The sequence below is a fragment of the Novosphingobium sp. SG720 genome, from assembly GCF_012275365.1.
Lineage (GTDB): Bacteria > Pseudomonadota > Alphaproteobacteria > Sphingomonadales > Sphingomonadaceae > Novosphingobium > Novosphingobium rhizosphaerae.
Window position 1 is genome coordinate 167,832 of sequence record NZ_JAAZQN010000006.1, and the last position, 26,896, is coordinate 194,727.

At 67.9% G+C, this 26,896-nt stretch carries 23 protein-coding genes; 14 read left to right on the forward strand and 9 right to left on the reverse strand.

The window, feature by feature from the left end; all coding sequences use genetic code 11:
* Nucleotides 1-49 precede the first annotated feature (49 nt).
* Complete coding sequence (locus tag FHW94_RS19125) at nucleotides 50-2,317, forward strand: TonB-dependent receptor (protein WP_168557433.1); 2,268 nt, start codon at nucleotides 50-52, stop codon at nucleotides 2,315-2,317.
* A 75-nt stretch (nucleotides 2,318-2,392) separates the two neighbouring features.
* Here the strand turns inward: FHW94_RS19125 and arsB are convergent, their stop codons facing one another.
* The 5 genes from arsB to FHW94_RS19150 all read right to left on the reverse strand — a co-directional run bounded on the left by arsB (nucleotide 2,393) and on the right by FHW94_RS19150 (nucleotide 6,593).
* Nucleotides 2,393-3,439: an ACR3 family arsenite efflux transporter gene (gene arsB / locus FHW94_RS19130; RefSeq protein ID WP_168557434.1), complete on the reverse strand. Its 1,047-nt coding sequence runs from the start codon at nucleotides 3,437-3,439 to the stop codon at nucleotides 2,393-2,395.
* Between the two features lie 3 nt (nucleotides 3,440-3,442).
* Nucleotides 3,443-3,883, reverse strand: a complete 441-nt coding sequence (arsC, locus tag FHW94_RS19135) for an arsenate reductase (glutaredoxin) (protein ID WP_168557435.1) — start codon at nucleotides 3,881-3,883, stop codon at nucleotides 3,443-3,445.
* Between the two features lie 13 nt (nucleotides 3,884-3,896).
* Nucleotides 3,897-4,229, reverse strand: coding sequence for a metalloregulator ArsR/SmtB family transcription factor (locus tag FHW94_RS19140; RefSeq protein ID WP_168557436.1), 333 nt, complete (start codon nucleotides 4,227-4,229; stop codon nucleotides 3,897-3,899).
* A gap of 106 nt (nucleotides 4,230-4,335) precedes the next feature.
* Nucleotides 4,336-5,307, reverse strand: coding sequence for an ornithine cyclodeaminase family protein (locus FHW94_RS19145; protein WP_168557437.1), 972 nt, complete (start codon nucleotides 5,305-5,307; stop codon nucleotides 4,336-4,338).
* A complete protein-coding gene (locus FHW94_RS19150) occupies nucleotides 5,304-6,593 on the reverse strand; it encodes an aminotransferase class V-fold PLP-dependent enzyme (protein ID WP_246866274.1) in 1,290 nt (429 codons plus the stop codon). Before FHW94_RS19150 ends, FHW94_RS19145 begins: the two co-directional genes overlap by 4 nt.
* Nucleotides 6,594-6,774: 181 nt before the next feature.
* Between FHW94_RS19150 and FHW94_RS19155 the strand changes: the two genes are divergently transcribed.
* From FHW94_RS19155 to FHW94_RS19165, 3 genes are all read left to right on the forward strand, one after another.
* Entirely contained in the window at nucleotides 6,775-7,257 is a 483-nt protein-coding gene (locus FHW94_RS19155; protein ID WP_168557438.1) for an Lrp/AsnC family transcriptional regulator, read from the forward strand.
* Between the two features lie 88 nt (nucleotides 7,258-7,345).
* Nucleotides 7,346-8,011: an oxygen-insensitive NAD(P)H nitroreductase gene (gene nfsB / locus FHW94_RS19160; protein WP_210425759.1), complete on the forward strand. Its 666-nt coding sequence runs from the start codon at nucleotides 7,346-7,348 to the stop codon at nucleotides 8,009-8,011.
* A 107-nt stretch (nucleotides 8,012-8,118) separates the two neighbouring features.
* The gene (locus tag FHW94_RS19165) at nucleotides 8,119-11,130 is read left to right on the forward strand and encodes a sensor histidine kinase (RefSeq protein WP_168557440.1); all 3,012 of its coding nucleotides are present in this window, start codon (nucleotides 8,119-8,121) and stop codon (nucleotides 11,128-11,130) included.
* Here the strand turns inward: FHW94_RS19165 and pip are convergent.
* A complete protein-coding gene (pip, locus tag FHW94_RS19170; RefSeq protein ID WP_168557441.1) occupies nucleotides 11,118-12,062 on the reverse strand; it encodes a prolyl aminopeptidase in 945 nt (314 codons plus the stop codon). The two genes, FHW94_RS19165 and pip, sit on opposite strands and share 13 nt — an antisense overlap.
* 31 nt (nucleotides 12,063-12,093) lie before the next feature.
* Nucleotides 12,094-13,290: an MFS transporter gene (locus FHW94_RS19175; protein ID WP_246866289.1), complete on the reverse strand. Its 1,197-nt coding sequence runs from the start codon at nucleotides 13,288-13,290 to the stop codon at nucleotides 12,094-12,096.
* Between the two features lie 219 nt (nucleotides 13,291-13,509).
* On the opposite strand from FHW94_RS19175, the gene FHW94_RS19180 reads away from it, so the two are divergent.
* From FHW94_RS19180 to FHW94_RS19205, 6 genes are all read left to right on the forward strand, one after another.
* Nucleotides 13,510-14,226 (forward strand): TetR/AcrR family transcriptional regulator, encoded by a 717-nt coding sequence (locus tag FHW94_RS19180; RefSeq protein WP_168557443.1) that lies wholly within the window; start codon nucleotides 13,510-13,512, stop codon nucleotides 14,224-14,226.
* Nucleotides 14,223-15,080, forward strand: coding sequence for an alpha/beta hydrolase (locus FHW94_RS19185; RefSeq protein WP_168557444.1), 858 nt, complete (start codon nucleotides 14,223-14,225; stop codon nucleotides 15,078-15,080). The genes FHW94_RS19180 and FHW94_RS19185 overlap by 4 nt, the downstream gene beginning before the upstream one ends.
* 66 nt (nucleotides 15,081-15,146) lie before the next feature.
* Nucleotides 15,147-16,055, forward strand: coding sequence for a LysR family transcriptional regulator (locus tag FHW94_RS19190; RefSeq protein WP_168557445.1), 909 nt, complete (start codon nucleotides 15,147-15,149; stop codon nucleotides 16,053-16,055).
* A gap of 86 nt (nucleotides 16,056-16,141) precedes the next feature.
* On the forward strand, nucleotides 16,142-17,329 hold the full coding sequence (locus tag FHW94_RS19195) for an MFS transporter (protein WP_168557446.1): 1,188 nt from the start codon (nucleotides 16,142-16,144) through the stop codon (nucleotides 17,327-17,329).
* Complete coding sequence (locus tag FHW94_RS19200) at nucleotides 17,326-17,742, forward strand: cupin domain-containing protein (protein ID WP_168557447.1); 417 nt, start codon at nucleotides 17,326-17,328, stop codon at nucleotides 17,740-17,742. Before FHW94_RS19195 ends, FHW94_RS19200 begins: the two co-directional genes overlap by 4 nt.
* 121 nt (nucleotides 17,743-17,863) lie before the next feature.
* On the forward strand, nucleotides 17,864-18,508 hold the full coding sequence (locus tag FHW94_RS19205) for an XRE family transcriptional regulator (RefSeq protein ID WP_168557448.1): 645 nt from the start codon (nucleotides 17,864-17,866) through the stop codon (nucleotides 18,506-18,508).
* 1 nt (nucleotide 18,509) lies between these two features.
* On the opposite strand, the gene FHW94_RS19210 is transcribed toward FHW94_RS19205, so the two are convergent.
* Nucleotides 18,510-19,295 (reverse strand): N-acyl homoserine lactonase family protein, encoded by a 786-nt coding sequence (locus FHW94_RS19210; RefSeq protein WP_168557449.1) that lies wholly within the window; start codon nucleotides 19,293-19,295, stop codon nucleotides 18,510-18,512.
* Nucleotides 19,295-20,494, reverse strand: coding sequence for an MFS transporter (locus FHW94_RS19215; protein WP_168557450.1), 1,200 nt, complete (start codon nucleotides 20,492-20,494; stop codon nucleotides 19,295-19,297). Before FHW94_RS19215 ends, FHW94_RS19210 begins: the two co-directional genes overlap by 1 nt.
* A gap of 172 nt (nucleotides 20,495-20,666) precedes the next feature.
* Between FHW94_RS19215 and FHW94_RS19220 the strand changes: the two genes are divergently transcribed.
* The 4 genes from FHW94_RS19220 to FHW94_RS19235 are packed head-to-tail and all read left to right on the forward strand — an operon-like array spanning nucleotide 20,667 to nucleotide 26,884.
* Complete coding sequence (locus FHW94_RS19220) at nucleotides 20,667-21,821, forward strand: enolase C-terminal domain-like protein (RefSeq protein WP_168557451.1); 1,155 nt, start codon at nucleotides 20,667-20,669, stop codon at nucleotides 21,819-21,821.
* A 2-nt stretch (nucleotides 21,822-21,823) separates the two neighbouring features.
* Nucleotides 21,824-23,929: a hydantoinase/oxoprolinase family protein gene (locus tag FHW94_RS19225; RefSeq protein ID WP_168557576.1), complete on the forward strand. Its 2,106-nt coding sequence runs from the start codon at nucleotides 21,824-21,826 to the stop codon at nucleotides 23,927-23,929.
* Nucleotides 23,919-25,688 (forward strand): hydantoinase B/oxoprolinase family protein, encoded by a 1,770-nt coding sequence (locus FHW94_RS19230; RefSeq protein WP_168557452.1) that lies wholly within the window; start codon nucleotides 23,919-23,921, stop codon nucleotides 25,686-25,688. Before FHW94_RS19225 ends, FHW94_RS19230 begins: the two co-directional genes overlap by 11 nt.
* Nucleotides 25,685-26,884, forward strand: coding sequence for a cytochrome P450 (locus FHW94_RS19235; RefSeq protein ID WP_168557453.1), 1,200 nt, complete (start codon nucleotides 25,685-25,687; stop codon nucleotides 26,882-26,884). Before FHW94_RS19230 ends, FHW94_RS19235 begins: the two co-directional genes overlap by 4 nt.
* The last annotated feature ends 12 nt before the right edge of the window (nucleotides 26,885-26,896 follow it).

Sequence of the window (26,896 nt, forward strand, 5' to 3'; positions counted from 1 at the left end):
CTGTGGTGTTCTTGCCGATAACGAACCAACCAGAACAATGAGGGCATCCATGCAGACCAACACCACCGGCGCCTTCCGCCGTCGATCCGCCCTGGCCCTGGCCCTGGCGCCGATCCTTTCCAGCGGCCTGGCCCTTGGCGCCCACGCGCAAACCGCCGCGCCGGATGCGCCGCAGGCCAACGCCGATGATTCAGGCGAGACGATCATCGTCACCGCGCTCAAGACCAGCCAGCGCCTGATCGACGTGCCTGCCCCGGTCACCGCGCTGTCGGCCAGCACGCTCACCCAGCAGAACCTCACCAACATCCGCGATTACTTCAACCGCATCCCCGGCCTGCAATATTCCGGCCAGGCCGTGCACAGCCTGTCGCTGCGCGGCATTACCACCGGCGGGGCCACCAATCCCACGCTGGCCGTGCTGGTTGACGATGTGCCCTTCGGTTCGGCCACGGCCAACGGCGATACCGACATTCCCGATTTCGACCCGGCGATCCTTTCGCGCATCGAAGTGCTGCGCGGCCCGCAGGGCACGCTCTATGGCGCGGCCAGCCTGGGCGGCATCATCAAGTACGTGACCCAAGACCCCAGCACCACGCAATTCACCGGGCGGGTGGAAGCGGGCGTTTCAACCGTGGCCCACGGCGGCCAGGGCAATTCGCTGCGCGGCTCGTTCAACGTGCCGCTGATCAAGGACCGCGTTGCGCTGGCGGTCAGCGGCTTCTATCGCCGCGATCCGGCCTGGGTGGACAACACCGACAGCAACACCGGGCAATTCCTGGCCAACGCCAACCACCAGCGCCAATGGGGCGGCCGCGCCGCGCTGCTGCTGCGCCCGGTCGATAACCTGACGATCACGCTCAGCGCCATTCGCCAGCGCCTGCGCACCGAGAACAGCGGGTTGGTCGATTTCAAGTCCGACACCGATTTCAACAGCGTCAACGCCGATCCCTATTCGGTCACCCGCGTGCTGGGCCAGCCCAGCCGCAGCCAGTTCGATGTCTATTCCGCGCGCGCCGTGCTCGATCTGGGCAAAGTCCAGGTCACCTCGGTCACCGGCTGGAATGTCAACGAATCCGTGCCCTACCAGGATCTCACCAGCATCTTCGGCGGATTGCTCGGCCGCTATTACGACGGGCTGTCCTCGGTCTTCCTGACCAATTCGCATCGCGCCGCGCGCTTTTCGCAGGAACTGCGCCTCTCGGGCAGCAGCACCACGCTCGACTGGATGCTCGGCGGGTTCTATTCGGTCGAACACGCCAACATCTCGCAGACCATGCTGCTGATGAACGCCAGTGGCGGCCTGATCGACACGCCTTATGTCGGCGCCGGGCCTTCCACTTATCGCGAACTGGCCGCCTTCGGCACGGTGACCGGGCACCTCGCGCCCGGCTTCGATCTGCAAGTGGGCGGCCGCTATGCCCACAACAAGCAGGACAATCTCTCCACCGTCGTCACCACCGGCGTCGCGCAATATATCTTCGGCTTTTCCAGCAGCGAAGAACACCGCACGTCGGAAAGCCCGTTCACCTGGCTGGTTTCGCCCAGCTGGCACATCACGCCCGACGTGATGGTCTATGCGCGCGTGGCCAACGGCTATCGCCCTGGCGGCACCAACACCCTGGCCGATGGCGTGCCCGGCACCTATCGGTCTGACCGCGTGGTCAACTATGAAGCGGGCGCCAAGGGTTCGGTGCTGGAAGGCAAGCTCGATTTCGACCTCTCGGTGTTCCAGATCGACTGGACCCGCATCCAGTTGCAGAACACCTCTGCCAACGAACTGACGTTCACCACCAACGGCGCCAAGGCGCGCAGCCGCGGCGTGGAACTGGCCGGAACGGTGCGGCCGTGGAAGGGCGGCGCCATCAGCGGCAATGCCACGTTCACCGATGCCGTGCTGACCCAGGCCCTGCCGGCGGCCACCGATGGCGGTTCCGCGCTGGTGGGTGCCAAGGGCGCTCGCCTGCCCAATTCGGCGCGCTTTACCGCCAATATCGGGCTCGACCAGAAGGTGCCGCTGGGCGATGGCATCAGCGGCTCGCTGGGCGTGAACTATGCTTGGACGGGCAAGCGGCCGGGCGATTTCCTCAACAGCCTGGCCGCCGCGGGCCGCGAGCGCCAGATGCTGCCCAGCTATGGCCAGCTCGACGTGCGCGCCGGCGTGGCGCTGGATGCGGGGTGGAGCGTCAACGTGTTTGCCCGCAACCTGACCGACGAACGCGCCGTGCTCTATGCGATCAACCGCAACGGCACCACGGCGCCCTATGGCCGCTACATCCCGCCCCGCACGGTCGGCGTGCAGTTCGCCGGTTCCTTCTGACCGGCCAATCCCCCGAAACATTCGGGTCGCAACGGTCCGCTGCCTCCATTCCACGGAGGCAGCGGATTTGCCGTTTCAGGCCGCCGCCCGCGCTTCATACCAGCCACGCGTGGCTTTTACGGCGCCCACGATCGACAGCATGACCGGCACTTCCACCAGCACGCCCACGACTGTTGCCAGCGCCGCCCCCGATTTGAGGCCGAACAGGCCGATCGCCGCCGCCACGGCCAGCTCGAAGAAGTTGGATGCCCCGATCAGCGCAGCAGGCGCCGCCACGCACCAGGCCACCCCCATGCGCCGCGACAGCCAATAGGCCAGCGCGGCATTGCCATAGACCTGGATCAGGATCGGCACCGCCAGCAGCGCGATCACCAGCGGCTGCGCCAGGATGGCCTGCCCCTGGAACCCGAACAGCAAGACCAGCATGGTGAGCAGCGACACCAGCGAAACCGGGCCAAGCGCCGCCAGCAGCCGCGCCAAAGCGGCCTCTCCGCCCCCCTTAAGCCCACCACGCGCCAGCACCGCCCGGCGCAACACTTGCGCGACGATCACCGGCACCACGATATAGAGCATGACCGACAAGAGCAGCGTCGCCCACGGCACCTGCACCGCTGCCACGCCCAGTAGCAGGCCGACCAGCGGCGCGAACAGGAACATCATGATCACATCGTTGAGCGCCACCTGCGAAAGCGTGAAAGTCGGCTCGCCATCGCACAAGTTGGACCAGACGAAGACCATCGCGGTGCAGGGCGCCGCCGCCAGCAGGATCAGGCCCGCGATATAGGATGGCCCCTGCCCCGCCGGCAGCCACGGCGCGAACAGCCAGCCAATGAACAGCGTGCCCAGCGCGGCCATGGAAAACGGCTTGACCGCCCAGTTGATGAACAGGGTGACGCCCACCCCTTTCCAATGCTGCCGCACCGTACCCAGTGCGGCAAAATCGATCTTGAGCAGCATCGGCACGATCATCAGCCAGATCAGGACGGCCACCACCAGGTTGACCTGTGCCAGTTGCGCCGCGGCGATGGCGGCGAACAGCCCCGGCACGATCTGCCCCAGGGCAATGCCGGCCACGATGCACAGCGCGACCCACAGCGAAAGATAGCGTTCGAACGTGCCCATGGCTCAGATCACCCGCTGCCCGGCGGCATCGACCACGGCCTGCCCGTCTTCCTTGGCAAACGCGCCCTGCTGCTCGGCAGGCAACAGATCCAGCACCGCTTCGGACGGACGGCACAGTTTCACGCCCAGCGGGGAAACCACCAGCGGCCGGTTGATCAGGATCGGATGGGCGATCATCGCATCGATCAGCGCATGGTCCGTCAGCGCGGGATCACCCAGCCCCAGTTCGGCATAGGGCGTGCCTTTCTCGCGCAGCAACGCGCGCGGAGAAATCCCGGCGCGCACGATCAACTGCGTCAGCAGCGCGCGCGATGGCGGGGTTTTGAGATATTCGATCACGTGCGGTTCGATCGCCGCATTGCGGATCATCGCCAGCGCATTGCGCGAAGTGCCGCATTCGGGATTGTGATAGATGACGATATCCACGCTCGTGTCTGCGTGCATTGGGCGGTTCCTTTCAGCAACACGGAGAAAGCGCCGCAATCAGCGGCGCGCAGAGCGCGGCATTGCCCGCGCAGCAATCGGTGACCAGAAACAGCGTCAGCGCGCGCAGCCCATCCAGGTCTGCCCGATAGACGATCGTGCGCCCCTGCCGATCGGCCCGCACCAGCCCGGCTCGCGCCAGAATGCCCAGGTGCGCCGACATGGTGTTCTGCGGAACATCCAGCAGCCGTGCGATCTCGCCGGCCGGCAACCCCTCGGGCTCGTGCCGCACCAGCAACCGAAACCCGTCAAGCCGCGTTCCCTGCGCCAGCGCACCCAGCGCCGCTATGGCCGAATCATTATCCATATATCCGGATTAATGGATATATAAGGGTTTGGCCAGCCAAGCCTGCACGCCCGCCCGCCTGCAGGAGGGGCGGGGGAAGAAATTTTCCCATGGAGCTGGAAAAAGCCTACCCCGCGCGCACGCGCTCCAGCAGCAACTGCGCGGCGGCCAGGTCCTGCACCGCGTGGCCGAGCGACTTGTAAAGCGTGATATCCTGCGCGTTCCGGCGGCCGGGCACGTGGCCCAGCAGCACTTCGCCGATCTCGGCCACGATATGCGCATCGTCCACCGCGCCGGCGGCGCGGGCGACCAGGAATTCGGCGGCGGCCTCGCGGGCGTTGGCCTTGCTATCGGCGATATAGCGCGCGGCAGCGACAAGTGCGGTGTCGGCTTCCACCGGGCCCGGCGCGCTCGATCCCACCAGGTTGACGTGGGTGCCGGGCTGCACCCATTGCCCCAGCAGGATCGGCTGGGCTGCGCCGCTCACGGTGCAGATCACGTCGGCCTGCGCCACCGCATCTGGCGCGTCGGGTGCCACGGCCACGGGCAGGCGGTCCTGCCATTCCTGCACCACCGCCGACGCGCGGGCGGGATCGCGGCCCCAGATCAGGATGCGCTCGAAGTGGTGGACCAGCGGCAGCGCGGCCAGGTGGGTGTGGGCCTGCCCGCCGGTGCCCATGATCAGCAACACGCGCGCATCGGCGCGAGCCAGGGCGCGGGTGGCCACGGCCGTGGCGGCGGCAGTGCGGATATGGGTCACCGCCTCGGCATCGACCACGGCCACGGGGCGGCCTTCCGTCGGCTCGAACAGGGTGATCACCCCGCGATGGCGGCGCTGGCCCGGCCGGGCGGGATCGGCGAACACGCTGATCAGCTTGGCCCCGAACATGCCATCGTCCGCCAGGCTGGCGGTCATCTGGGCAAAGGTGCGCCCTTCGCCCATGTGGATCATGGTGCGCGGCAATTGCCGCGTGGCGCCGCCCGAAAGCGCGCGCATGGCCGCCTCCATGGCCGCGATGCAGGCAGGATAATCGAGCAGGCGATGCACGCTCTCGCCATCGATGAACACCAGGTCTTGCGCCATCTTGGCCTCTTTCATGCGCGCGGCAGCGCCGCCAGGAACCGGTCTATGTCGGCATCGTCGTTCTGCACCGAAGGCGTCAGGCGAAAGCGGTTGGCCGAAAGCGTCAGCTTCACCCCCGCCGCAGCCATCGCCGGGCCGATCCTGGCGCGGGCATCGGCGCAGATCGCGGTCACGATCGGGGCGCGGCATTCGCGCGGGGTCATCACCGTATAGCCACGCGCGGGCAGTTCGGCCTTGAGCCGCGCCACCAGCCCTTGCGCATGGGCCTGGATGCGCGCCACCCCCGTGGCCATGATCCAGTCGAGCGAATGGTGCAATTGCGCGATCACCGCATGGCTATGGGTGCCCAAGGCAAAGCGGCCGGTGGCATTGTCGGCAAAGGCATAGTCGGCCACCGCCGCCCCCGGCGGATCGAGCGGATAGATATGCGGCTGGAAAGTATCGATGCCGTAATAGCCATAGGCGCAACGCTTGAGGCGTGGCCACACATCGCGCCGCACATAGAGGAACCCCAGCCCGAAATCGCCCATCAGCCATTTGTACGAAGCGCAGGCAGCGAAATCGACGCCGCTGGCTTTCACGTCCACCGGCACGCAGCCCGCGGCATGGATCATGTCGGCATAGACCAGCGCGCCATGGGCATGGGCCAGGTCGCACACGGCTTTGAGGTCATGCTCGAACCCGTTGATCGTGGACACGTGCGAGAGCGCCACCAGCCGCGCCCCGGCCGCCAGAGCCTTGGCCATGTCTTCCATGCGGATGCGCCCATCCACCGCCCGCACCCAGGTGACGTTCACCCCCTGCCGCGCCATTTCTTCATACAGCGGGATGGAGCCGAAGAAATGCAGCGTGTCGGTCACCACGCGGGCGCCGCCGTTGCCCGGCAGGTCCAACGCGCGCAGCACCATCTGCTCGGCGGCCGTGGTGCTTTGCACATACGTCACTTCATCAGGATCGGCGTTGATCAGCCGGGCGAACTTGGCCAGCAGGCCTTCCTCGTCCAGGTCATAGCCTTGCGCCGCCGGGTCCAGCCGCCGCTTGGCCAGATAAGTCTCGATAGCGGCCTGGCCACCCAGGCTCAGCGGGTGCTGCGATCCATTGTCGAGGTAGGCAAGGCTGGTCGGCGCAAAGGCGGCGCGGGCCGGCAGCGCGGTCGCGATTGGCGCGGCTGCCGCCGCGGCGCGCGCGGCCTGCGGGCCAGCTGCCATGCCGGCGGCCACGCCCGCGCCCAGCCCCTGAATCGCCTGGCGCCGCGTCAGCCCCGCGCCCGCCATCGCCTCTGTGCCCTGCTTGTATGCCATGTTGCCTTGCATAGCCGCCGACCGCTGCCAATTCATGCCGTTTCGCAGCGGGTTTGCGCATAACCATGCCGGGCAGCGACGGTCCGCGTCGTTCATGCAGGTAAACCATGCATTTCGTCGATATTATCTTGTGTTGTGCTGCAGCCCGGATAGCTGTTGCGCAAATTACAGGAATTTCCGCATGGCCGAACCGCTCAGCCCGATCGATCTCAAGATCCTGGACCAGATCCAGAAGGATGCCAGCCTTTCCACCACCGAACTGGCCGAAAAGGTGGGCCTGTCGCAATCGCCGTGCTGGCGGCGCCTGCAACGGCTGCGCGAGGAAGGCTATATCAAGGGTCAGGTCGCCCTGCTCGATCGCAAGCAGCTGGGCGATGCGATCATTGTCTTTGCCACGCTCAAGATGGCCGCGCTTTCCGACAAGCAGCGCGAGGATTTCCTGCGCAAGATCGAAATCACGCCCGAGATCCTGGAGTGCCACACCATTTTCGGCGAGCGCGACATCATGATCAAGGTGATCGCGCAATCGCTGGAATGGTATCAGAAATTCATCTTCAAGGTGGTGCTCAAGCTGCCCGGGGTGATCGATATCGTGTCCACCGTCACGCTTTCGGAATTGAAGCACACCACGGCCATTCCCGTGCGCGGTTTTGCCAGCGTCTGACGATCTCGGCGATCGTGCCCCCTGGATACCGGCCGGGTCAATACCCATAGACGGGAACGTTCAACACCCGTTGCCCATGGAGTGCCGCTTGTCCGATATTCTTGCCACTGCCCGCACGCGCCACACGGCCAAGGCCTATGACCCGGCCCGCCGCATCAGCGACGCCGATATCGCCACGTTGGAAAACCTGCTGCGCTTCAGCCCGTCGAGCACCAATCTGCAACCCTGGCATTTCATCATCGCCGGAACCGCTCAAGGCAAGGAGCGCGTGGCCAAGGCGGCACAGGAACGCTTTGCCTTCAATGCCAAGGCGATCCGCGATGCCTCGCACGTCGTCGTCTTTGCCAGCCTGATCGATGCCAGCGCGCAGCACATCGCCCGCATCACCGCGCAGGAAGAAGCCGACGGCCGCTTTGCCCCCGATCCCGAAGCGATGAAGGCGCGCGTCCATGCCGGCCGCCTGACCTTTTCGGGGCTGCACAAGTATGAACTGCGCGACCAGCAGCACTGGCTGGACAAGCAGGTCTACCTCAACCTCGGGCAGTTCCTGCTCGGCGCGGCGACACTGGGCATCGATGCCACGCCGATGGAAGGGGTGGACACGCGCATTCTCGACGCGGAATTTGCCTTGCGCGAAAAAGGCTTCAACAGCCTGTTCGTGGTCGCCCTGGGCTATGCCGACAAGGACGCCGATTACAACGGGCGCCTGCCCAAGTCGCGCTTGCCGCTCGAAACCATCATCACCCACGTCTGACCGGGTCGGCCCGCGCCGGGTGACGGCCTGCGCCCGTCCCCGGCGCGAAGGGGCACTTGCACAAGCGCGCGCGATTGCCGATGGGGGTTGGCGAGGGCACGGTGCAGATGCAAGGCAAACCCCCAATTCGATGGCCCGCGCGCGCCGGTGCCCTGGCGCTCGCGGCATGGTGCGGCGTGGCGGTGCCGGCCGCGCCCACGCCCGCCGGACAGGCAGCGCCAACACCGCCGCCGGCCTGGATGCACCACGCCTGGACCGCGCGCGATCACGCCCCGCGCTTTGTCCAGTCGCTGGCACAGGACCGCGACGGATTCCTGTGGGTCGGCAGCGTCGAGGGGCTGTTCCGGTTCGACGGCACCACGTTCGAGCCGGTCCCGCCCCCGCCGGGCCACCCCCGCGCCGCCACGGCCGTCAGCGCCCTTGCCGCCGCGCCCGATGGCACGATCTGGCTGGGCTATGCCGGGGGCGGCGGCGTTGCCGTCTATCGCCAGGGCCGGCTGCACGATGCCGGGCGGCCGGGCAACGCCGGCGAAATCACGCGGATCGTGATCGGTGCCGACGGGCAGCCCTGGATCGCGGCGGGAGACGCCGATCATGCGGTCTATCGCCACACCCCGGCCGGCTGGCAGGCGGTAGAATCCGCAAGCTTCGACCAGCACGATACCGAACCGCAACTGCTCTCGCGCACGGGCACGCTGTGGTTCGGCACCTGGGGCGGGCCGCTGTCCTACTGGCGCGGCGGGTCAGGACCGGTGCAACCCCATGTCACGCCGTTTGCCGGGCCGGGCGGCGGGGCATTGGCGCAGACCACCGATGGCGCGCTCTACGCCATCGATAACGCCGGCCTGCGTGCCCTGCCCCCCTATGACATGGGCAGCACGGCGGCGCCGCCGCGCCCGCTGTTGGCAGCGTCCGAGCTGCCTCCGGCCGATTTCTATCGCGCGGTGGCCGATCCGTTCGGCCGGATCTGGGCCACCACGTTCCTGTCAGGCGTGGTGGCGATCTGGCCGCGTACCGGCGCGCTTGAACATATCGACGAGCGCCAGGGCCTCACCTCGAACCGCGCCTCGCCCATCCTGGCCGACCGCGACGGCAATATCTGGGTCGGTACCGAACGCGGGCTCGATCGCTTTTCCCCCACCCCGCTACGCAGCCTGGCGATGCTGGGCCCGCGCGCGGCGATGGGCATTTCCGCCGCAGCGCAGGATGGCCGGGTCTATTTCGCCAATGGGCCGGCCGTGTTCGTGGCAGACGCTGGCCAAAGCCCACGCCTGCTCACGCGCCTTGGCGATGGCGTGGCCGGCCTGTGCGCGGGAAGCGGCGGCGATGTCTGGGCGATGCTGTCGGAAAGCGCGGTGGCGATTGCCGGGCCCCATCGCGGGCAGTCCCGCCGCCTGCCCGGCCATGTGACCGAACTGTTCGATTGCGCCGTGGCCCCGGACGGCGTGCTGTGGTTCACGGCCAACGGGCTTGGCCTCTCCCGGTATGTCGGCGGCCGCTGGGAAAACGTGCCGGTCGATACCCGGCTGGGCGTGCCGCAGAACCTGGCGTTCGACCGGCAGGGCCGCCTGGTGATGATCCTGGGCCGGCGGGCCATCGCCCGGCTCGACCATGGCGCGCTGACCGTGTGGGACGGGGCGCGCATCGGCTTTGAACGGCCGACTTCGCTGGCCGTGCGCGATGACGATGTGTTGGTGGGCGGGGGCACGGGGCTGCTCCGGCTGTCGGAAGGCAGAGTGCAGATCCTGGACGTGCGCGATCACCCCTGGCTGTTCGATACGCGCGGCGCGATCAGCACGCCCGCAGGCGAAACCTGGCTGCTCGGCTATCACGGGCTCGTCCGCGTTGCCACGGCCGCACTTGACCGGGCCTTTGCCGCGCCCACCCGCCCGATTGCCCACACGACGTTCGATGAAGACGATCGCCGCATCGCGCTGCCCCAGCGCAGCGCGGCGCGACACATCGTGGGCGACGGCACCGACCGCGTTTTCGTGCTGACCCGCTCGGGCGTACTCGAAGCCCGCAGTTGGTCCAGCCCGCTGCCCGAGGCGCCGTTCCGCCTGTTCGTGCGTGCACTGGGCGCCAACGGCCGGAATTGGCCAGCCGGGCCAAACATCGCCTTGCCCCAGGGCACCAGCCAGGTCACGATCCGCTATGGCGTGCTCGATCTGGCCACGGCCAGCCAGCGGCGCTTTCGCGTGCGCCTGTCCGGACCCGCAGGACTGGACGATGCGTGGACCGCCAATGGCACGGCGCCTGAAATCTCCTATGCCAACCTGGTACCCGGCACCTATCGGTTTGACGTGCAGACCACCGACCGGCAGGGCGAATGGCAGGCGCAAGGCGCCAGCCTGGCCTTCACCATCCGCGCCGCGTTCTGGCAGACCGTGTGGTTTCGCCTGGGGCTCGCCGCCCTGGTCCTGCTCCTGGCACGGGCGCTCTACGTTCAGCGCACCCGTGTCTTGCTGGCCCGCGCGCGCGCCAAGCGCGAAGGCCAGATGGCCGAGCGCGAGCGCATCGCGCGCGAATTGCACGACACCCTGCTGCAAGGCGTCCAGGGGTTGATGCTGCGGTTCGAAGCCGTGGCCGCACGCGGCGCACTCGATCGCGCGACGCGCGCCGAACTCGATGCCGTGCTGGAACGCGGCGACGATGTCGTTACCGCCGCGCGCGAACGGGTGATCGACTTGCGCAGCCAGACGGCCTCGGCGGTGGACCTGGCGCAGGCGATGGCGCCGATCTGCGCCGATGGCCTGGTTCCCGCGGCCAGCCTGCGCATCACCGGAAGGCCGCGCGTGATCGATGCGGCCGTGGCCGAGGATATCCTTGCCGTGGTGCAGGAAGCGCTGGCCAACGCCCGCCGCCATGCCCGCGCCCAAGGCATTGCCGTGCTGCTCCATTTCGGACCGCGCGCGCTGATCGTGCGCATTGCCGACGATGGCGTGGGCTTTGCCGGCGCCAACGGGTCTGCGCCGCAGGCGGCTCCGGGGCATTTCGGGCTGGTCGGCATGCGCGAACGCGCCCACCGCCTCAACGCGCGGATCGATATCCGCAACGGCGCAGCCGGCGGCGCGGTGGTGGAACTGCGCGTGCCGGCCGCCCTCGCCTATCGGGCGTAGCGATCGGTCGCGCGGATCAACTGGTCAAGGATTCCCGGCTCGGAAAAGGCATGGCCGGCCCCTTCGACCAGGTGAAACTCCGCCTCGGGCCAGACCTCGTGCAGCGCCCAGGCATAATGCGCCGGACAGGGCATGTCGTATCGCCCGTGCACGATCGTGGCGGGAATGTGCCGCAACGCCTGCGCCCCGCGCAGCAGTTGCCCCGGCTCCAGCCAGCAGCCGTGGACGAAGAAATGCGTTTCGATCCGCGCAAAGGCCAGGGCGAAATGGCCGTCATCATGCTGCGCGCTGTTGCCGGCATCGGGCAGCAGGGTGATCGTCTCGCCTTCATACAGGCTCCACGCCCGCGCCGCCGCGATGCGATCCTCCATCGGCCCGGTGGTCAACCGGCGATGATAGGCTCCCAGCATGTCGCCGCGCTCCTCGGGCGGGATCGGGGCGGCAAAGCGGGCATACTTGTCGGGAAACATCTGCGACACCCCGAACTGGTAGAACCAGTCCAGTTCTTCCCTGGAGCAGAGATAGATGCCGCGCAGCACCATCGCACTCACGCGCGCGGTGTGCGCCTGGGCATAGGCCAGCGCGAGCGTGGAGCCCCACGATCCGCCGAACACCAGCCATTGCTCCGCGCCTACCAGCGCGCGCAGCCGCTCGATGTCGGCAACCAGGTGCCAGGTCGTGTTGGCATCCAGCCCCGCATGCGGGGTCGATCGGCCGCAGCCACGCTGGTCGAACAGCAGCACGTCATAGCGGGCCGGGTCGAACAGGCGGCGGTGGGTGGGCGAAATGCCGCCACCGGGCCCGCCGTGCAGGAAAACGGCGGGGGTGGCGCCGGGCGTGCCACAGCGCTCGTAATAGATGTGATGGCCCTCACCGGTATCGAGCGTGCCGGTTTCATAGGGTTCGATCGGGGGATAGAGCGTGCGCAACATGGCGCCTTGTTGCGCTGGCCGGCGCGCAAAATCAATCCACCCACTCGCGCTGCAGGTGCCGCGCGCCAAGCAGCATCAGCACCGCTGCCAGCAGATAGAACCCCAACCCGATCTGGATCGCCTGGCGCAGCGCATCGTTGCCGAAATGCGGGGTGAGCAGGTCGGACAGCTTGCCGATCGTCAAGGAGCCCAGCCCCACCCCTATGAGGTTGTTGATCAGCAGGAACGCGGCCGAAGCGGTCGCCCGCATCGGCGCCGGCACCAGGTGTTGCACCGCCGTCAGGATCGGGCCGAGCCAGATATAGACCAGTGCCTGGGGCAGCAGGAACAGCCAGAACGCCAGGCCCGCCCCGCCCGCATGCAGCCCGGCCACGAACAGCGGCACCCCGGCGAGGAACGCAAGGGCCGGAACGCGGGCATAGGCCGCGCGGCTGCGCGTGCCCAGCCAATCGGCCAATACGCCGCCCGCCAGCACCCCGGCCGTGCCGCCGACCAGCAGGAGCAGGCCGAAGAACTGCGAGGTTTGCACCAGATCGAGCCCGAACGAGCGGCGCATCAACGAGGGCAGCCAGAACGCCAGGCCATAGCCCATCATCGAGCACGACGCCGCGCCGAACGAGAGCAGCCAGAAACTGCGCTTGCCCGCCAGGATCGCCAGCACCGCGCGCATCGCCGGCGCCGCGCCCGGCGTGGGCCGGCGTGGGTCGCGCACGCCCCAGGCGAACAGCGGCGTGAACATCAGGCCCGCCAGCCCCACCGCCAGGAACGCCGCGCGCCAGTTCACCGCTGCCGCGACATAACCACCCAGCAGGATGCCCGCGGCCGAGCCGAGCGGAATGCCCAGCGAATAGATCGCCAGCGCCCGTGCGCGGCGATGGGGCGGAAAAGTATCGGAAATCAATGCATAGGACGGCGCGACGCCGCCCGCCTCGCCCACGCCCACCCCCAGGCGGCAGGCAAACATCGCCCAAAAGCCACCCGCCAGGCCGCACAGCGCGGTAAAGGCGCTCCACACCGCGAGCGATGCGGCGATCACCCGCGTGCGGCCGCGCCGGTCGGCCAACCAGGCCAGCGGCAAGCCCATGGTGGAATAGAGCAAGGCAAAGGCAAAGCCGCCCAGCGCGCCCAGTTGCGTGTCGCTCAGGCCCAGGTCCGCCTTGATCGGCCCGGCAAGGATGCCCAGGATCTGCCGGTCGATGAAATTGAACGTATAGACCACCAGCAGCATCGCGAGCACAAAGGCAGGCGAGCGGACAAAGGCCGCGCGCCCCGCGGTGTCGTTGGCCAAGGCATCGTCCAGTCTTGGGGCAGCGGGCATCGTTCTCTCCCATTGAGCCTGGCAGCGGCTTGGCTGTAGCTTGCACTGCCGGTCGGTTCCGGCTTAATAGTGAAAAATGAATCACGCTTCAAATTAGAAAGCGCTCGTCCTTTGAGAAAGCAGCTGTCCATGGCTGAAACAACGATTTCTCCCGCGGCCTCCGCCGCCACGGCCGCCTCGTCTGCGCCGGCGGCTGCCCCGGCACGGGCCTCCAAAGTGCCCAAGACGGAGCGCGGGCGGCGCACCTTGCGCGCGCTGCTCAATGCCGCGGCCGAGGAATTCGGCGAAAAGGGCTTCCACGATGCGGCGATCAGCCAGATCACCGCGCGCGCCGGTGTCGCCACCGGCAGCTTCTACGTCTATTTCGACAGCAAGGAAGCGATCTTCCAGGCGCTGGTGCGCGATCTTTCGGGCCAGGTGAAGGACTTTGTCGGCCCCAGCATCGCCGCGGCGCCCAACCAGCTTGCCGCCGAGCAAGCCGGCCAGCTCGCCTACCTGAAATTCGTGCGCCAACACAAAGAGATCTACCGCATCATCGACGAATCCGAATTCGTCGATCCGGCCGCCTATCGCGAACACTACACCAATTCGGCCGCGCGCATCGCCGCCCGGCTCGAAGCGGCGGCGCAGCGCGGGGAAATCCGCGCGGGCGACAGCGAAGTGCGCGCCTGGGCGATCATGGGCATGAACGTGTTCCTGGGCCTGCGCTTTGGCGTGTGGGGCAACGAGACACCCGAAGCGGTGGTGCAGGAGACCGGGCGGCTGCTTGCCCATGGCCTGACGCCCGCAGCAGGCGACAATGGCGGACCTGGCGAGGGCGATATGGACCGGGACGGCGCGGCATGAGCGGCTTTGCCGCCCGCCACTGGACCACGGCCGATGGCCTTGCCCTGTTCGCGCGCGATTACCCCGCCCTGCCCGGCCCGGCGCGCCTGCCGGTGGTGTGCCTCCATGGCCTCACGCGCAATTCGCGCGATTTTGCCGCGCTCGCCCCCTGGCTTGCTGCGCGCCAGCGCCGCGTGCTCGCGCTCGACATGCGTGGGCGCGGCCAATCGGCGCGCGATCCCCAGGCGCGCTATGACCTTGGCATTTATGCCGATGACGTGGTGGCGCTGCTCGATGCACTGGGCATCGCGCGGGCGCTGTTCGTCGGCACGTCGATGGGCGGGCTGATCACGGTGGAGCTGGCCACGCGCCACCCCGCGCTGGTGGCCGGCGCGGTGATCAACGACATTGGCCCGCAACTGGCGCCCCACGGCCTGGCGCGCATTGCCGGCTATGTCGGCAAGGGCGAGCCGCTGCCCGATCGGCAGGCCGCGGCCCAGGCCTGCGCGCGCCTCAATGCCGATGTCTTTCCCCACTATGGCCCGGCGCAATGGCTGGCCATGGCCCACCGCCTGTTCCGCGAAGAACAGGGCCGGATCGTGGCCGATTACGATCCCGCCATCGCCCAGGGCTTCACCCGGATCGTGGCGGATCCCGATCCCTGGGGCAAATGGCACGCCTTTGCCCAAGATCGCCCGGTGCTGTTGGTGCGCGGCACGGCAACCGATCTCCTCGCGCCAGAGGTGGCCGAGGCAATGGTCGCGGACAAGCCGCAGGCAACGCTCGCGCTGGTCCCCGGCATCGGCCATGCCCCGATGCTGGACGAACCAGCCGCCCTGGCCGCACTGGAAGTGTTCTTCGCCGGCACACCCTAAGCGGCGTGGGGATGTAGCCCACGGCAAGCCTTGCCAAAACCGGCAGCCCGGCGCACCCCACCGATCATGACCTTGCATCGCACCGACCTTGCCGACTTCAACACGTTCCTGGTCCTGGCGCGCCACCGCAATTTCCGGCGCGCCGGGCTCGAGATCGGGGTCAGTGCCTCGGCCATCAGCCATGCGCTCAAGGGCATGGAAGCGCGCCTTGGCGTGCGCCTACTCAACCGGACCAGCCGCAGCGTGACGCTGACCGCGGCGGGCGAGGAACTGCAGGCGGCGTTGCAGGAACCGTTCTCGATGATCGGCGAAGCCGTCGAGCGGCTCAATCGCTTGCGCGACGAACCGACCGGCCACATCCGGCTCAACGTGCTGGAACACGCCGCCACCCTGCTGCTCGCCAAAGTGCTGCCAACCTTTACCGAGCGCTATCCCGGCGTGCGGATCGATATCGCGGTGGCCAATGCCATGCAGGACGTGGTGGGCGAAGGCTTCGACGCCGGCATCCGCTATGGCGGAACCGTGCCGGAAGACATGATCGCCCGGCGCCTTTCGGCCGATCTGCGCTGGGTGGTGGTGGGCGCGCCGGCCTATCTCCAACGGTCCGGCGTGCCGCAACATCCCCAAGACCTCGCAAACCACCGGTGCCTGCGCATCCGGCTGGGCGATGACAGCATCTATCACTGGGAATTCGAGCGCGAGGGCGCGGTGATCGCCATCGACGTGCCCGGCGCGATCACCGTGGACCAGACCGCGTTCGCGCTTGCTCTGGTGCGCGAGGGCGCGGCCCTGATGTACCTGCCCGAACCCTGCGTTGCGGCAAGCGTGGCGCGCGGCGAAATGCAGGTGGTGCTACGCGAATGGTCGTCGCATGGCGAAGGCTTCCACATCTATTATCCCAGCCGGCACCAGCTGCCCACCGGCTTGCGCCTGTTGATCGACCTGGTGCACGAAATGCGGCCCTTGGGCCTATAGCGCCGGGGCAGCGGTGAACAGCATTCATCGCTGCATCAAGGCTGCGCCAGCTCCAACCCGACCAGCGGGGGCGCTATGTCGCGCCCATGGCATCGACCGACAAAACCACCGCGCACTGGGGCGCCGTCCTGGCATTGACGCTTTGCGTCTCCACGCTGATCGCCTCGGAATTCATGCCGGTCAGCCTGCTGACGCCGATCGCGGCCGATCTGCGCCTTAGCGAGGGCACGGCCGGGCAGGCAATCGCGGTTTCCGGATTGTTCGCGGTGCTCACCAGCCTTGGCATCGCGCGCGCCAGCGCCGGGATCGACCGTCGCCATCTGCTGCTGGGATTGACGCTCGTGATGCTCGTTTCGGGCGCCATGGTTGCCTTCGCGCCGACCTTCGGCGTGTTCATGGCCGGCCGGGCGCTGGTTGGCGTGGTCATCGGCGGCTTCTGGTCGATGTCCACGGCCACGATCATGCGCCTGGTCCCGCCGCCAGACGTGCCGCGCGCGCTGGCCCTGCTCAATGGCGGGAATGCCCTGGCCACCACGATCGCCGCCCCGCTCGGCAGTTTCCTGGGCCAATTCATCGGCTGGCGCTGGACTTTCTTCATGGTCGTGCCGCTTGCCGCGCTGACCTTTGCGTGGAAATGGCTGGCGCTACCGGCGATGCCATCGGATCGCCAGGCCAAGCCGGCCCTTACCCTGGCCCTGCTTGCCCGCGCCGAGGTGCGCCGGGGCATGGCCGCCGTCGCCTTGCTGTTCGCCGGGCAATTCGCGGTGTTCACCTATTTGCGCCCGTTCCTGGAACAGCACGTCCATGTCGGGGTCTCGCTGCTCTCGCTGATCCTGTTGGGCATGGGCATCGCCGGCGTGCTCGGCAATGGCTTGATCGGCCGGCTGGTCGCCCACAGCCTTGCCCAGGCGCTGATCGTGCCGCCGCTTGCGCTCGCGCTGATCGCCGCCCTGCTCATCGCGGTGGGCACCCATGCCCCCCTCGTCGCCGTGCTGCTGGCCCTGTGGGGCCTGACCGGCACGCCCGCGCCCGTGGCATGGTGGACGTGGATGGCGCGCACCCTGCCCGATGACGCCGAAGCCGCCGGCGGCCTCATGGTCGCGGTAATACAGCTGGCGATCACGCTGGGCGCGGCAGGTGGCGGATTGCTGTTCGATGCCTTTGGCTTTGCCGCCGCATTCCTGGCCGGTGCCTTGCTTCTGGTCGGCTCGGCGCTGCTGGGCCTGGCCGACGCGCGCCACGCTTCCCCGCTTCCCGAAAGGAACAATGCATGATCCTCTATCGCAATGGTACCCGCCCCTCGCAGCCCGGCCCGGCCGAATGGTTCACCGGCCGCGTGCGCATCGATCCGCTCAACACCGCGCCCGCGCCGTCCCGCCACGGCTGCGCCAGCGTGACATTCGAACCCGGCGCCCGCACCGCCTGGCACAGCCACCCGCTGGGCCAGACACTGGTGGTCACCGCCGGCACCGGCTGGACCCAGTGCGAAGGCGAACCCATTGTCGAAATCCGCGCGGGTGACGTGATCTGGTGCCCGCCCGGCCATCGCCATTGGCACGGCGCGACGGCCACCACCGCGATGACCCACATCGCCATCCAGGAAGCGCACGACGGCAGCTTCGTCACCTGGATGGAGCACGTGAGCGACGCGCAATATCTTTCGGCCGGGCAAGACCACGACAGCTAATGTGCGCGGGGTCCAAGTCCCCACGCATTCTTGCCTCCTGTTGCAGAATACGGCTTCCCGCATGCCGCGCGACGTGCCATGCGCTTTTAGGAAAGAAATTTTCCAAATAGACGGATTTGACATGGCGCGCGGCAACCAGGGCGAAGAAGCACTTGCGATCGGCAAGCGGTTGCGCGCGATCCGCCGCGCGCAAAATGCCACCCTGGCCGATGTCAGCGCGCGCGCCGGCGTCTCGATCTCGGCCCTGTCTAAGATCGAAAACGCGCAGATTTCCGCCAGTTATGATATTCTCAAGCGGGCCTGCGACGCACTGGGCGTGGGGATCGAAGATATCGTCTCGGCCACGGCCAAGAGCCAGCTTTCCGGGCGCAAGACGGTGACGCGGCGGGGCGAAGGCGAACAGTTCCGCTCCGATCAATACGACTATCGCATCCACGCCAGCGAGATTTCCAAGAAGGCGATGATCCCCTTCGAAATGGTCATCCGCGCCCGCAAGGTGGAGGATTTCGACCACTGGAGCCAGCACGAGGGCGAGGAATTCGTCTATGTGCTGGACGGCGCGATCGAGATTCACACCGAACACTATGCCCCGTTCCGCCTGGCGGCCGGGGAAAGCGCCTATTTCGACAGCAGCATGAAGCACCTCTATCTCGCGGTGGGTGACGCCGATGCACGTGTGCTGTCGATCTCGCACGATCCCGCCTCGGCCGAGAGGCGGCCGGTTTCCACTTATATGCATCCCTCCACCCGGCAAGTGCCGGCGTGATCTAGGCGTAGAATTCGGGCGCCAGGCGCATCTGCTGGATCGCCACCGGATCGTGGAACAGCAGCATCGTGGCATCGTGTTCGCGTTGCAGCGCCTTGAGCCGGCGGATCGCGGCGAGCGCGGCCATGTCGTCGCAGCATTCGCCCGGCAGCACTTCATCGACGAAATTCTCGGCCAGGTCGCCCGCGTCGAACGGCAGGATCACCGCGCCGGTCTGCGGCAGGGTGATCACGGCCGATTGATGGCCCTGGGTGTGGCCGCGCGTATCGATCAGCGCCAGGCCGGGCATGGCCTGCCAATCCCCGTCGCGCAGATCCCAGTCAAGGCCCGGCAGGTCATAGTCGGAACGGATATAGGCAAGGCCCGGATCGGCGGCAAAGGCCTGTTCGTATTCGCGCCGCTGCACCGAAATGCGCGCATGGGTCAGTTGTCCCAGATAGCCGCAATGGTCGTAATGCAGGTGCGAGAGGATGACGTGGCCGATATCGCCCAGGCCGATGCCGATCTGCGCCAGTTGCTGCGCCATATCGTGCATCGGCCGCACCACCGGCGGGGTCATGCCATATTGGCCAAAGCACGCGTGGCGCCGCACCGGATCGGTGATGTTGTCTGGGTTCATCCCGCCATCGAGCAGGACCCAGCCGTGATCGGTATCGAGCAGATAGGCGCAGACCGGCTCGCTCAGGATGAAGCGCCCGCCCAGGTTGCGCGTCGAAATCGTCTTGGGCAGGATTTCAAAGCCGCAAAGCAGCACGAACAGCCGGCGCACGGCAGTGGTGGGCGTCATCACGATTGCTCTTGCTCCCTGGGCGCTACGTTGGGCAGCGCCAGTGCTGCCAGGGCAAGGCCGCCGCTGGCCAGCAGCACATAGCCGATCCACCCCGCCATGCCGAAATAGATCGCCGGGGCCAGAAACGAGAGCAGCGAGATTGCCTGCCCGACCACCCCCGAAACCGTGCCGCGGCGATTGGTCCCTGCAGCAGCGCCCGCTTGCGCCAGCGCGGGCAACTGCGCCATCGCCACCGCGCCCAAGCCGCTGAATGCCAGCAGCCAGGCGAACAGCGCGGCGGTGGCAAGCGCTAGGCTGCCACCCGGCCAGAACAGCAGCGCCTGCGCCAGGGCGCCGGCCACGGCCAGGCCGGCGAACAGCATGCGCCGCTGCCCGGCCCGCGCCAGCACGGCGCCTGCCGCCAGCCCGCCCAGCATCATCGCCACGCCCTTGGCCGCGGCCACGACCGTGGCGGATTCGGCCATCGACGCGCCATGCACCCGCGCCAGCCAGGCCGGCGCGACCAGGCTGGTGCCGTAGGAAATCGCCGATGGCACAGCCACCGCCAACGCCAGCCGCAGCACCCCCGGCTGGCGCAGCACCAGGCCCAGTTCGCGCCAGGCGGCACGCCGATCAGGCAAGCCCCCCGCCTGTACTGGACCTGCCTGAACCAGATGGGCCGGGACGATATGGGGAAGCGCCAGCGCCCACAGCCCCAGGATGCCGAGCAAGGCACCATGCAGCGCCAGCGGCAACACCCAATGCCCGGTCTGGGCAAACGGCGCGCCCAGCACCAGGCCCAGGGCAAACCCGGCGGGCGCATAAGTGGACCACAGCGCCATGGCCCGCACCTGGCGCGCGCCAGCATAGGCCGCGGCCAGCAGCGCTGGCGCCGCCACGCTGATCCCGGTAAAGGCCAGGCCCGAGAGCAGCAGCGCGGCATAAAGTGCAGCCGGGCTACCGCCGGCCACGGCCAGCGCATCGGCCAGGCCCCCCGCCAACCCGGACCAGACCAGCACCCGGCGCGCACCGACGCGATCGACCAGCGCGCCGCAGGGCACGGCGAGCAGCGCCGATGGCAGCGAAAACAGCGCCAGGCCTTGCCCGATCTGCGCCGCTGTCAGCCCCAGCGCCCCGGCCAGGTCGAGCGTCAGCGCCGCGACCACACCCACTTGCGCCATGCTTGCCAGCGTCAGCGCATAAGCCAGGGCGAGCACGGACCAGCCACGCGATGTGGCAGGATCGGCTACAGCGGAAGAAGCGGCAAGGGAGCACATGGGAACAAGGCTGGCACGTTTTCCTGATTTTCAAAAGTTGGAAAATTAGTTTTCCTGTAGGAAAATTTCTGTTAGCACATTTGCATCCGCACCCGCCTTGGGAGGCCATGCCTTGAAGATCACTGCCGTCACCGCGTTCCCCTTTCGCCTGCCGGTTCGGCGCGATTTCAAATGGGCGGGCCTTATTGCCGATCTGGGCGGCTTCGTGGCGGTGCGGGTGGAAACCGAAGGCGGCGTGACCGGCTTTGGCGAGGCAACCCCGCTGCCCGATTGGGGCGGTGACTGGGGGCGCCGCTGTGGCGAGACGCAAGCCAGCGTGGTGCAGATGATCGAGCAGGTGCTGGCCCCCGCGCTGGTCGGCCTGGATGCCACGGCGGTCACCGCCGCGCGTGCCGCGATGGACCGCGTGCTGATCGGCAACAGCTATGCCAAGTGCGCGATCGACATTGCCCTGCACGATGCCTGGGGCAAGATCGTGGGCCAGCCGGTCTACAAGCTGCTGGGCGGCGCCGTGCGCGACAGCGTGCCCGTGGCGCACATGATCGGCCTGATGCACGAGGCAGAGGCGCTCGACGAAGGGCTGGGCGCGGTGGCCGATGGCGTGCACGCGTTGCAGATCAAGGGCGGGGTCGATCTGGCGCGCGACTTGCGGCTGGTGGCGGCACTGCGCCGCGAACTGGGACAAGACATCACGCTGCGGCTCGATGCCAACCAGGGTTACGGCCACGGCAAGGCCGCCACGCAAGCCGTGCTGCGCCTGGCCGAGGCGGGCGCCAGCCTGGTGGAGCAGCCCACCACCGGCCTGCCGTTCATGGCCGCCGTCACGGCGGCATCGCCGCTGCCGATCATTGCCGATGAAAGCTGCTGGGACATTCACGACGCGCTCGACGTGGCCGAACGCGGCGCGGCCGATTGCCTGTCGATCTACCTGGCCAAGGCCGGCGGTTTCGTCGGCGCGGGCGGGGTGGCGCGGGTGGCCGCCGCGCGCAAGATGGCCTGCGATGTCAACGGGTCGATCGAATCCGCCATCGGCACGGCGGCCAACGTTCATTTCGCCCTGGCCCATGGCGCCGTCACGCTGGGTGCGGTGATCGCCATCAGCGCGCCGGCGGGCACCCACCCCTGCCGCATCGCCGGCCGCTATTACGAAGACGATGTGCTGGCAGCGCCCATGGCCGTGGCCGATGGCGCGATCCTGCCGCTCGATGCGCCGGGCCTGGGCATTGTCGTGGACGAGGACAAGCTCGCCCACTATCGGTGCCACTGATCATGGCCGGCTATCGCATCGCGGCCGATATCGGCGGCACCTTCACCGACATCGCCTGCCTTTCGCCCGATGGCACGCTGACCACCGCCAAAGTGCCGACCACGCCCGGCGACTATGCCCGCGCCATCCTGGCCGGCATTGCCGACGTGGCCACGCGGCTGGGCCTGCAACCGGCCGATTTTGCCGAGATCCTCCACGCCTCCACCATCGCCACCAACGCGATCCTCGAAGGCAAGGGCGCGCGCACCGCGCTGGTAACGACCGAAGGCTTTCGCGACGTACTGGAAATGCGGCGCATCCGCGTGCCGCGCCTCTACGAGCCGCTTTATCAGAAGCCCGCCCCGCTCAGCCCGCGCCGCCTGCGGCTGGAAGTGCCCGAACGCATGGGGCCGCGCGGCGAAGTGATCCGGCCGCTCGACACCGGCGCGCTGGTCCAGGTGGCGCAAGCCCTGGGCCAGGCCGGGGTGGACGCCGTAGCGGTGTGCTTCCTGCACAGCTACGCCAACCCGGAGCACGAGGCCAAGGCCTTGCAAATCCTCAAGGAAGTTCTGCCGCCCGAAACCTTCCTCTGCGCCAGCCACGAAGTGCTGCCCGAAATCCGCGAATACGAGCGGACCAGCACCACCGTGGTCAACGCCTATATCGGCCCGGTGGTCAGCGCCTATCTCGGCGCCTTGCAGGAACGGCTGATTGCCGCCGGGCTCGATGGCCGGCTGCTGATGATGCAATCGAGCGGTGGGCTGCTCGATGTGGCCCAAGTGATCGCACGGCCTGCCACGGTCGTGGAAAGCGGCCCGGCCGCGGGCGTGGTCGGCGCCGCGCGCCTGGGCGGCGGGGCCGGGCACGATCATGTCATCACGTTCGACATGGGCGGCACCACGGCCAAGGCCTCGCTGATCGAGCATGGCCGCCTGGCCACCACCGACGAATACGAAGTGGGCGGCGGCATTTCGATGTCGAGCGCGCTGGCCAAGGGTGGCGGCTATGCCCTGAAACTGCCGGTGATCGACGTGTCCGAAGTGGGCGCGGGCGGGGGCAGCGTGGTGCGGGTGGATGCCGGCGGCGCGCTGAAAGTGGGGCCGGAAAGCGCGGGCGCGGTGCCTGGCCCGGCCTGCTATGCTGCCGGCGGCACCCAGGCCACCGTCACCGATGCCAACGTCGTGCTGGGCTATCTCAATCCCGTGGCGCTGGCCGGCGGCACCGTGCCGATCGACGCCAACCTGTCGCACTCGGCGATTGATGCCGCCGTGTGCCAGCACCTGGGCTGCACGCTGGAAGAGGCCGCATGGGGCATCCACCGGCTGGCCAACGCCGCGATGATGCGCGCGGTCAAGGCGGTTTCCACTTATCGCGGCCGCGATCCGCGCGATTTCGCCCTGTTTGCGTTCGGCGGCAATGGTGGCATCCACGCCGCCGCGCTGGCCCGCGAACTGGGCATGGCCCAGGTGATCGTGCCGCCAGGCGCCGGGGTGTTCAGCGCGGTGGGCCTGTTGTTCACCGATCACGAAGTGAGCCGCTCGGCAGCACTCGGCCGCCCCCTGGCCGACGATGCCGAAACCCTGGCCGCGATCACCCGGGCGCTGGCCCGGCTGGACGCCGATGTGCGGGCCGAACTGGGCGCGCATCCGGCGCTGGCGCTGCGCTGCCGGGCAGACTTGCGCTATCACGGCCAAGGCTTCGAACTGGGCGTGGACGTGCCGCCCGGCGCGATCACCCCCGCCTGGATCGAGGCGCTGCGCACCGCATTCGAGGCCGAGCATCGCCGCTCCTATGGCCACGACCTTGGCCCCCACCGCATCGACTTGGTCACCCTGCGCGCGATCGGCACGATCCCGCCGCAAGGCCCCACGGCCATCGCCCCCGCGGCTGTCCTAACGCCAGCCGCTGCACCGGAAACCACCCGCGCCTGCTGGTTCGGGCCAGAGCATGGACGCATCGCAACCCCGGTGATCAATCGCGCCGCGCTGCGCGATGAACCGCGCGCCGGGCCGTTGATCGTGGAGGAATACGAAGGCACCACCGTGGTGCCGCCCGATGCCACGGCGCGGCGCGACACGGCGGGCAATATCGTGATCAACCTTGGCGCAGGAGCCACCCATGTCGCGTGATGTCGATCCCATCCTGCTCGAAGTGTTCAAGAACGGGTTCGAGGCCGTGGCCGACGAGATGGCCCTGATCCTGATGCGCACGGCCCATTCCCCGATCGTGCGCGATGCGATGGATTTCTCCACCGCCTTGTGCGACGCGGCCGGGCAGAACCTGGCCCAGGGGCTGACCACGCCGATGCACCTGGGCAGCTTTCACGATGCCATGCGCCACCTGATCGGCGAATATGGCGCCGATATCGCCGATGGCGACGTGTTCATCGGCAACGATCCCTATCTGGCTTCGGGCCAGCACTTGCCCGATATCTATGTGATCCAGCCGATCTTCCACGCCGGAACGATTCACGGCTGGGCGGCCACGATCGCCCACCATGTCGATGTGGGTGGGCTGGTGCCCGGCAGCAATTCGTTGAGCGCGGTCGAAATCCACCAGGAAGGCCTGCGCCTGCCGTTCGTGAAGCTTTATCGCGCGGGCCGGCCCGATCCGGTCGTCACCCGCCTGATCGCCGCCAACGTGCGCACGCCCGATCAGGTGCTCGGCGATATCGAGGCGCAAGTGGCCGCCGCCCATGCCGGCGCACGCGGCCTTGTCGCGATGATCGATCGCCATGGCGCGCAGACCATCGCCGCCTATGGCGCCGCGCTGCACGATTATGCCGAACGCCTGGCGCGCGCCGCCATCCGCGCCATTCCCGATGGCACCTATCGCTTCGAAGACCATATCGACGGGCTGGGCGACAATCCGCAGCCGGTGCTGTTTCGCCTGGCGCTGACCGTGGCGGGCGAGGAAGTCACCGCCGACTGGACCGGCACGGCGCCGCAAGTGCGCGGCGGCATCAACGCGCCGATCTCGTTCTGCAAGTCCAATGTCTATGCCGCGCTGCGCTCTGTCATGGGGGCCGACGTGCCCAATTGCCATGGCTATACCCGGCCAATCCACGTGATCGCGCCCGAAGCCAGCGTGCTCAACTGCACCTATCCCGCCCCCTGCGGCGCGCGTGGCATCACCGGCTATCGCATTGTCGATTGCGTGTTCGGCGCGCTTGCCCAGGCCGTGCCTGACAAAGTCGCCGCCGATGGCGCGGGCGGCTCCACCCTGCCCAGCTTCAGCGGCCGGATCGACGGGCGCACGTTCGTGTTCTCGGAATGCGTGATGGGGGTGTGGGGCGCAACCAGCGAACATGATGGCCAGGAAGGCGTGCCGCACATGGCATCGAACCAGGCCAACGTGCCGATCGAAACGATCGAGGCCGATTACCCCATCCGAATCGAACGCTATGGCCTGGTGGCCGATAGCGGCGGGCCGGGGCGCAACCGGGGCGGCCTGGCCGTCCTGCGCGAATACCGCATGCTGGCCGACGATATCTTTTTCGGGGTGCGGTCGGACAAGGTGATCCACCCGCCCCACGGCCTCCAGGGTGGCCGCGCCGGCACACCGGCCAGCAATCTGCTGGAACGCAGCGGGGGCTTGCGCATCCTGCCCGCGATGCCGACCACGCCGTTCCTGCTCCAGACCGGCGAAGTCTATCGCCACGTCATGGCCGGCGGTGGCGGCTTCGGCTCTGCGCTGGAGCGCGCGCCCGACCGCGTGCGCGAGGACGTGCTCGATGGCCGGGTCAGCCGCAGCCACGCCCGGGATGCCTATGGCGTGGTGATCACCGCCGATGGCACGCTGGATGAAGAAGCCACCACCGCGCTGCGCAGCCGCATGGCGCCCCGTGCCGCCACCCCGCGCCAGACCGGCCGGGAGACGCGGGCATGAGCGCGGTCCACACCAACCCGCGCCCGGTTTCCGCGCTCGATCCGTTCTCGGCCGAATTCCGCGCCGATCCCTTTGCCGCCTATGCCCAGCTTCGCGCCACCGGGCCGATCGTGTGGCTGGAGCAATACGGCATCTGGGTGGTGCAGCACCACGCCCAGGTCAAGGACGTGCTCACCGACTGGCGCCGTTTCAGCAATGCCGGTGGCGGCGGGTTGACCAACTATTTCAAGGAGCCCAACTGGCGCCAGCCCAGCATCATCCTGGAAGTGGACCCGCCCGAACACGAGCGCACCCGCAAGGTCATGATGCGGGTGATCAATGCCAATGCGATCAAGTCCCTGCGCGGTGGATTCGAAACCGTGGCGCGCCGCCTGGTCGATGCCGCCCTGGCCCAGGGCGAGATCGAGGCGGTTTCGCAACTCGTCCAGCCCTTCCCCCTCACGGTCTTTCCCGATGCGGTGGGCATGCCCCCGCTCGATCGCGAAATCATGCTGGTCTATGGCGGCATGGTGTTCGGCGCGTTCGGCCCGCGCACGGCGTGGTACGATCGGTTGATGGAACGCGCCGAGGAAGTCTCGACCTGGATCGACGCGCACTGCGCGCGCGCCGCGCTAACCGATGATGGCCTGGGCGCCGGAATCTATGCCGCCGCCGACGCGGGCGAGATCACCCAAGACGAAGCGCGCCTGCTGGTGCGCTCGTTCCTGTCGGCCGGGGTCGATACCACGATCGATTCCATCGGCCTGGCTTTGCGCGCGCTGGCCGAGCATCCCGAACAATGGGCGCTGCTGCGCGCCGATCCCGCGCTCGCGCGCAATGCCTTCGAAGAGGCGACGCGCTATGACAGCTCGTCGCAAAGCCTGTTTCGCACCACCACGCAATCCTTCGAATTTGCCGGGCAGACGCTGGACCGCCACGAAAAGGTGCTGGTCCTGATCGGTTCGGCCGGGCGCGATCCGGCAGTGTGGGACGAACCCGATCGTTTCGACATCCGCCGCCGCCTGACCCACCAGGTCGGCTATGGCACCGGCATCCACGGCTGCGTGGCCCAGATGATGGCGCGCCTGGAAGGCGAAGTGTTTTTTCGCGCGCTGGCCGAAAAGGTCGGCACCCTTACCTGCACTGGCCCATCGCAGTTGCGGCTGGTGCCGGGGCTGCGCGGGCTGTCCAGCCTGCCCCTGGCCCTTGCGGCCTGAAGGAGAAGACAA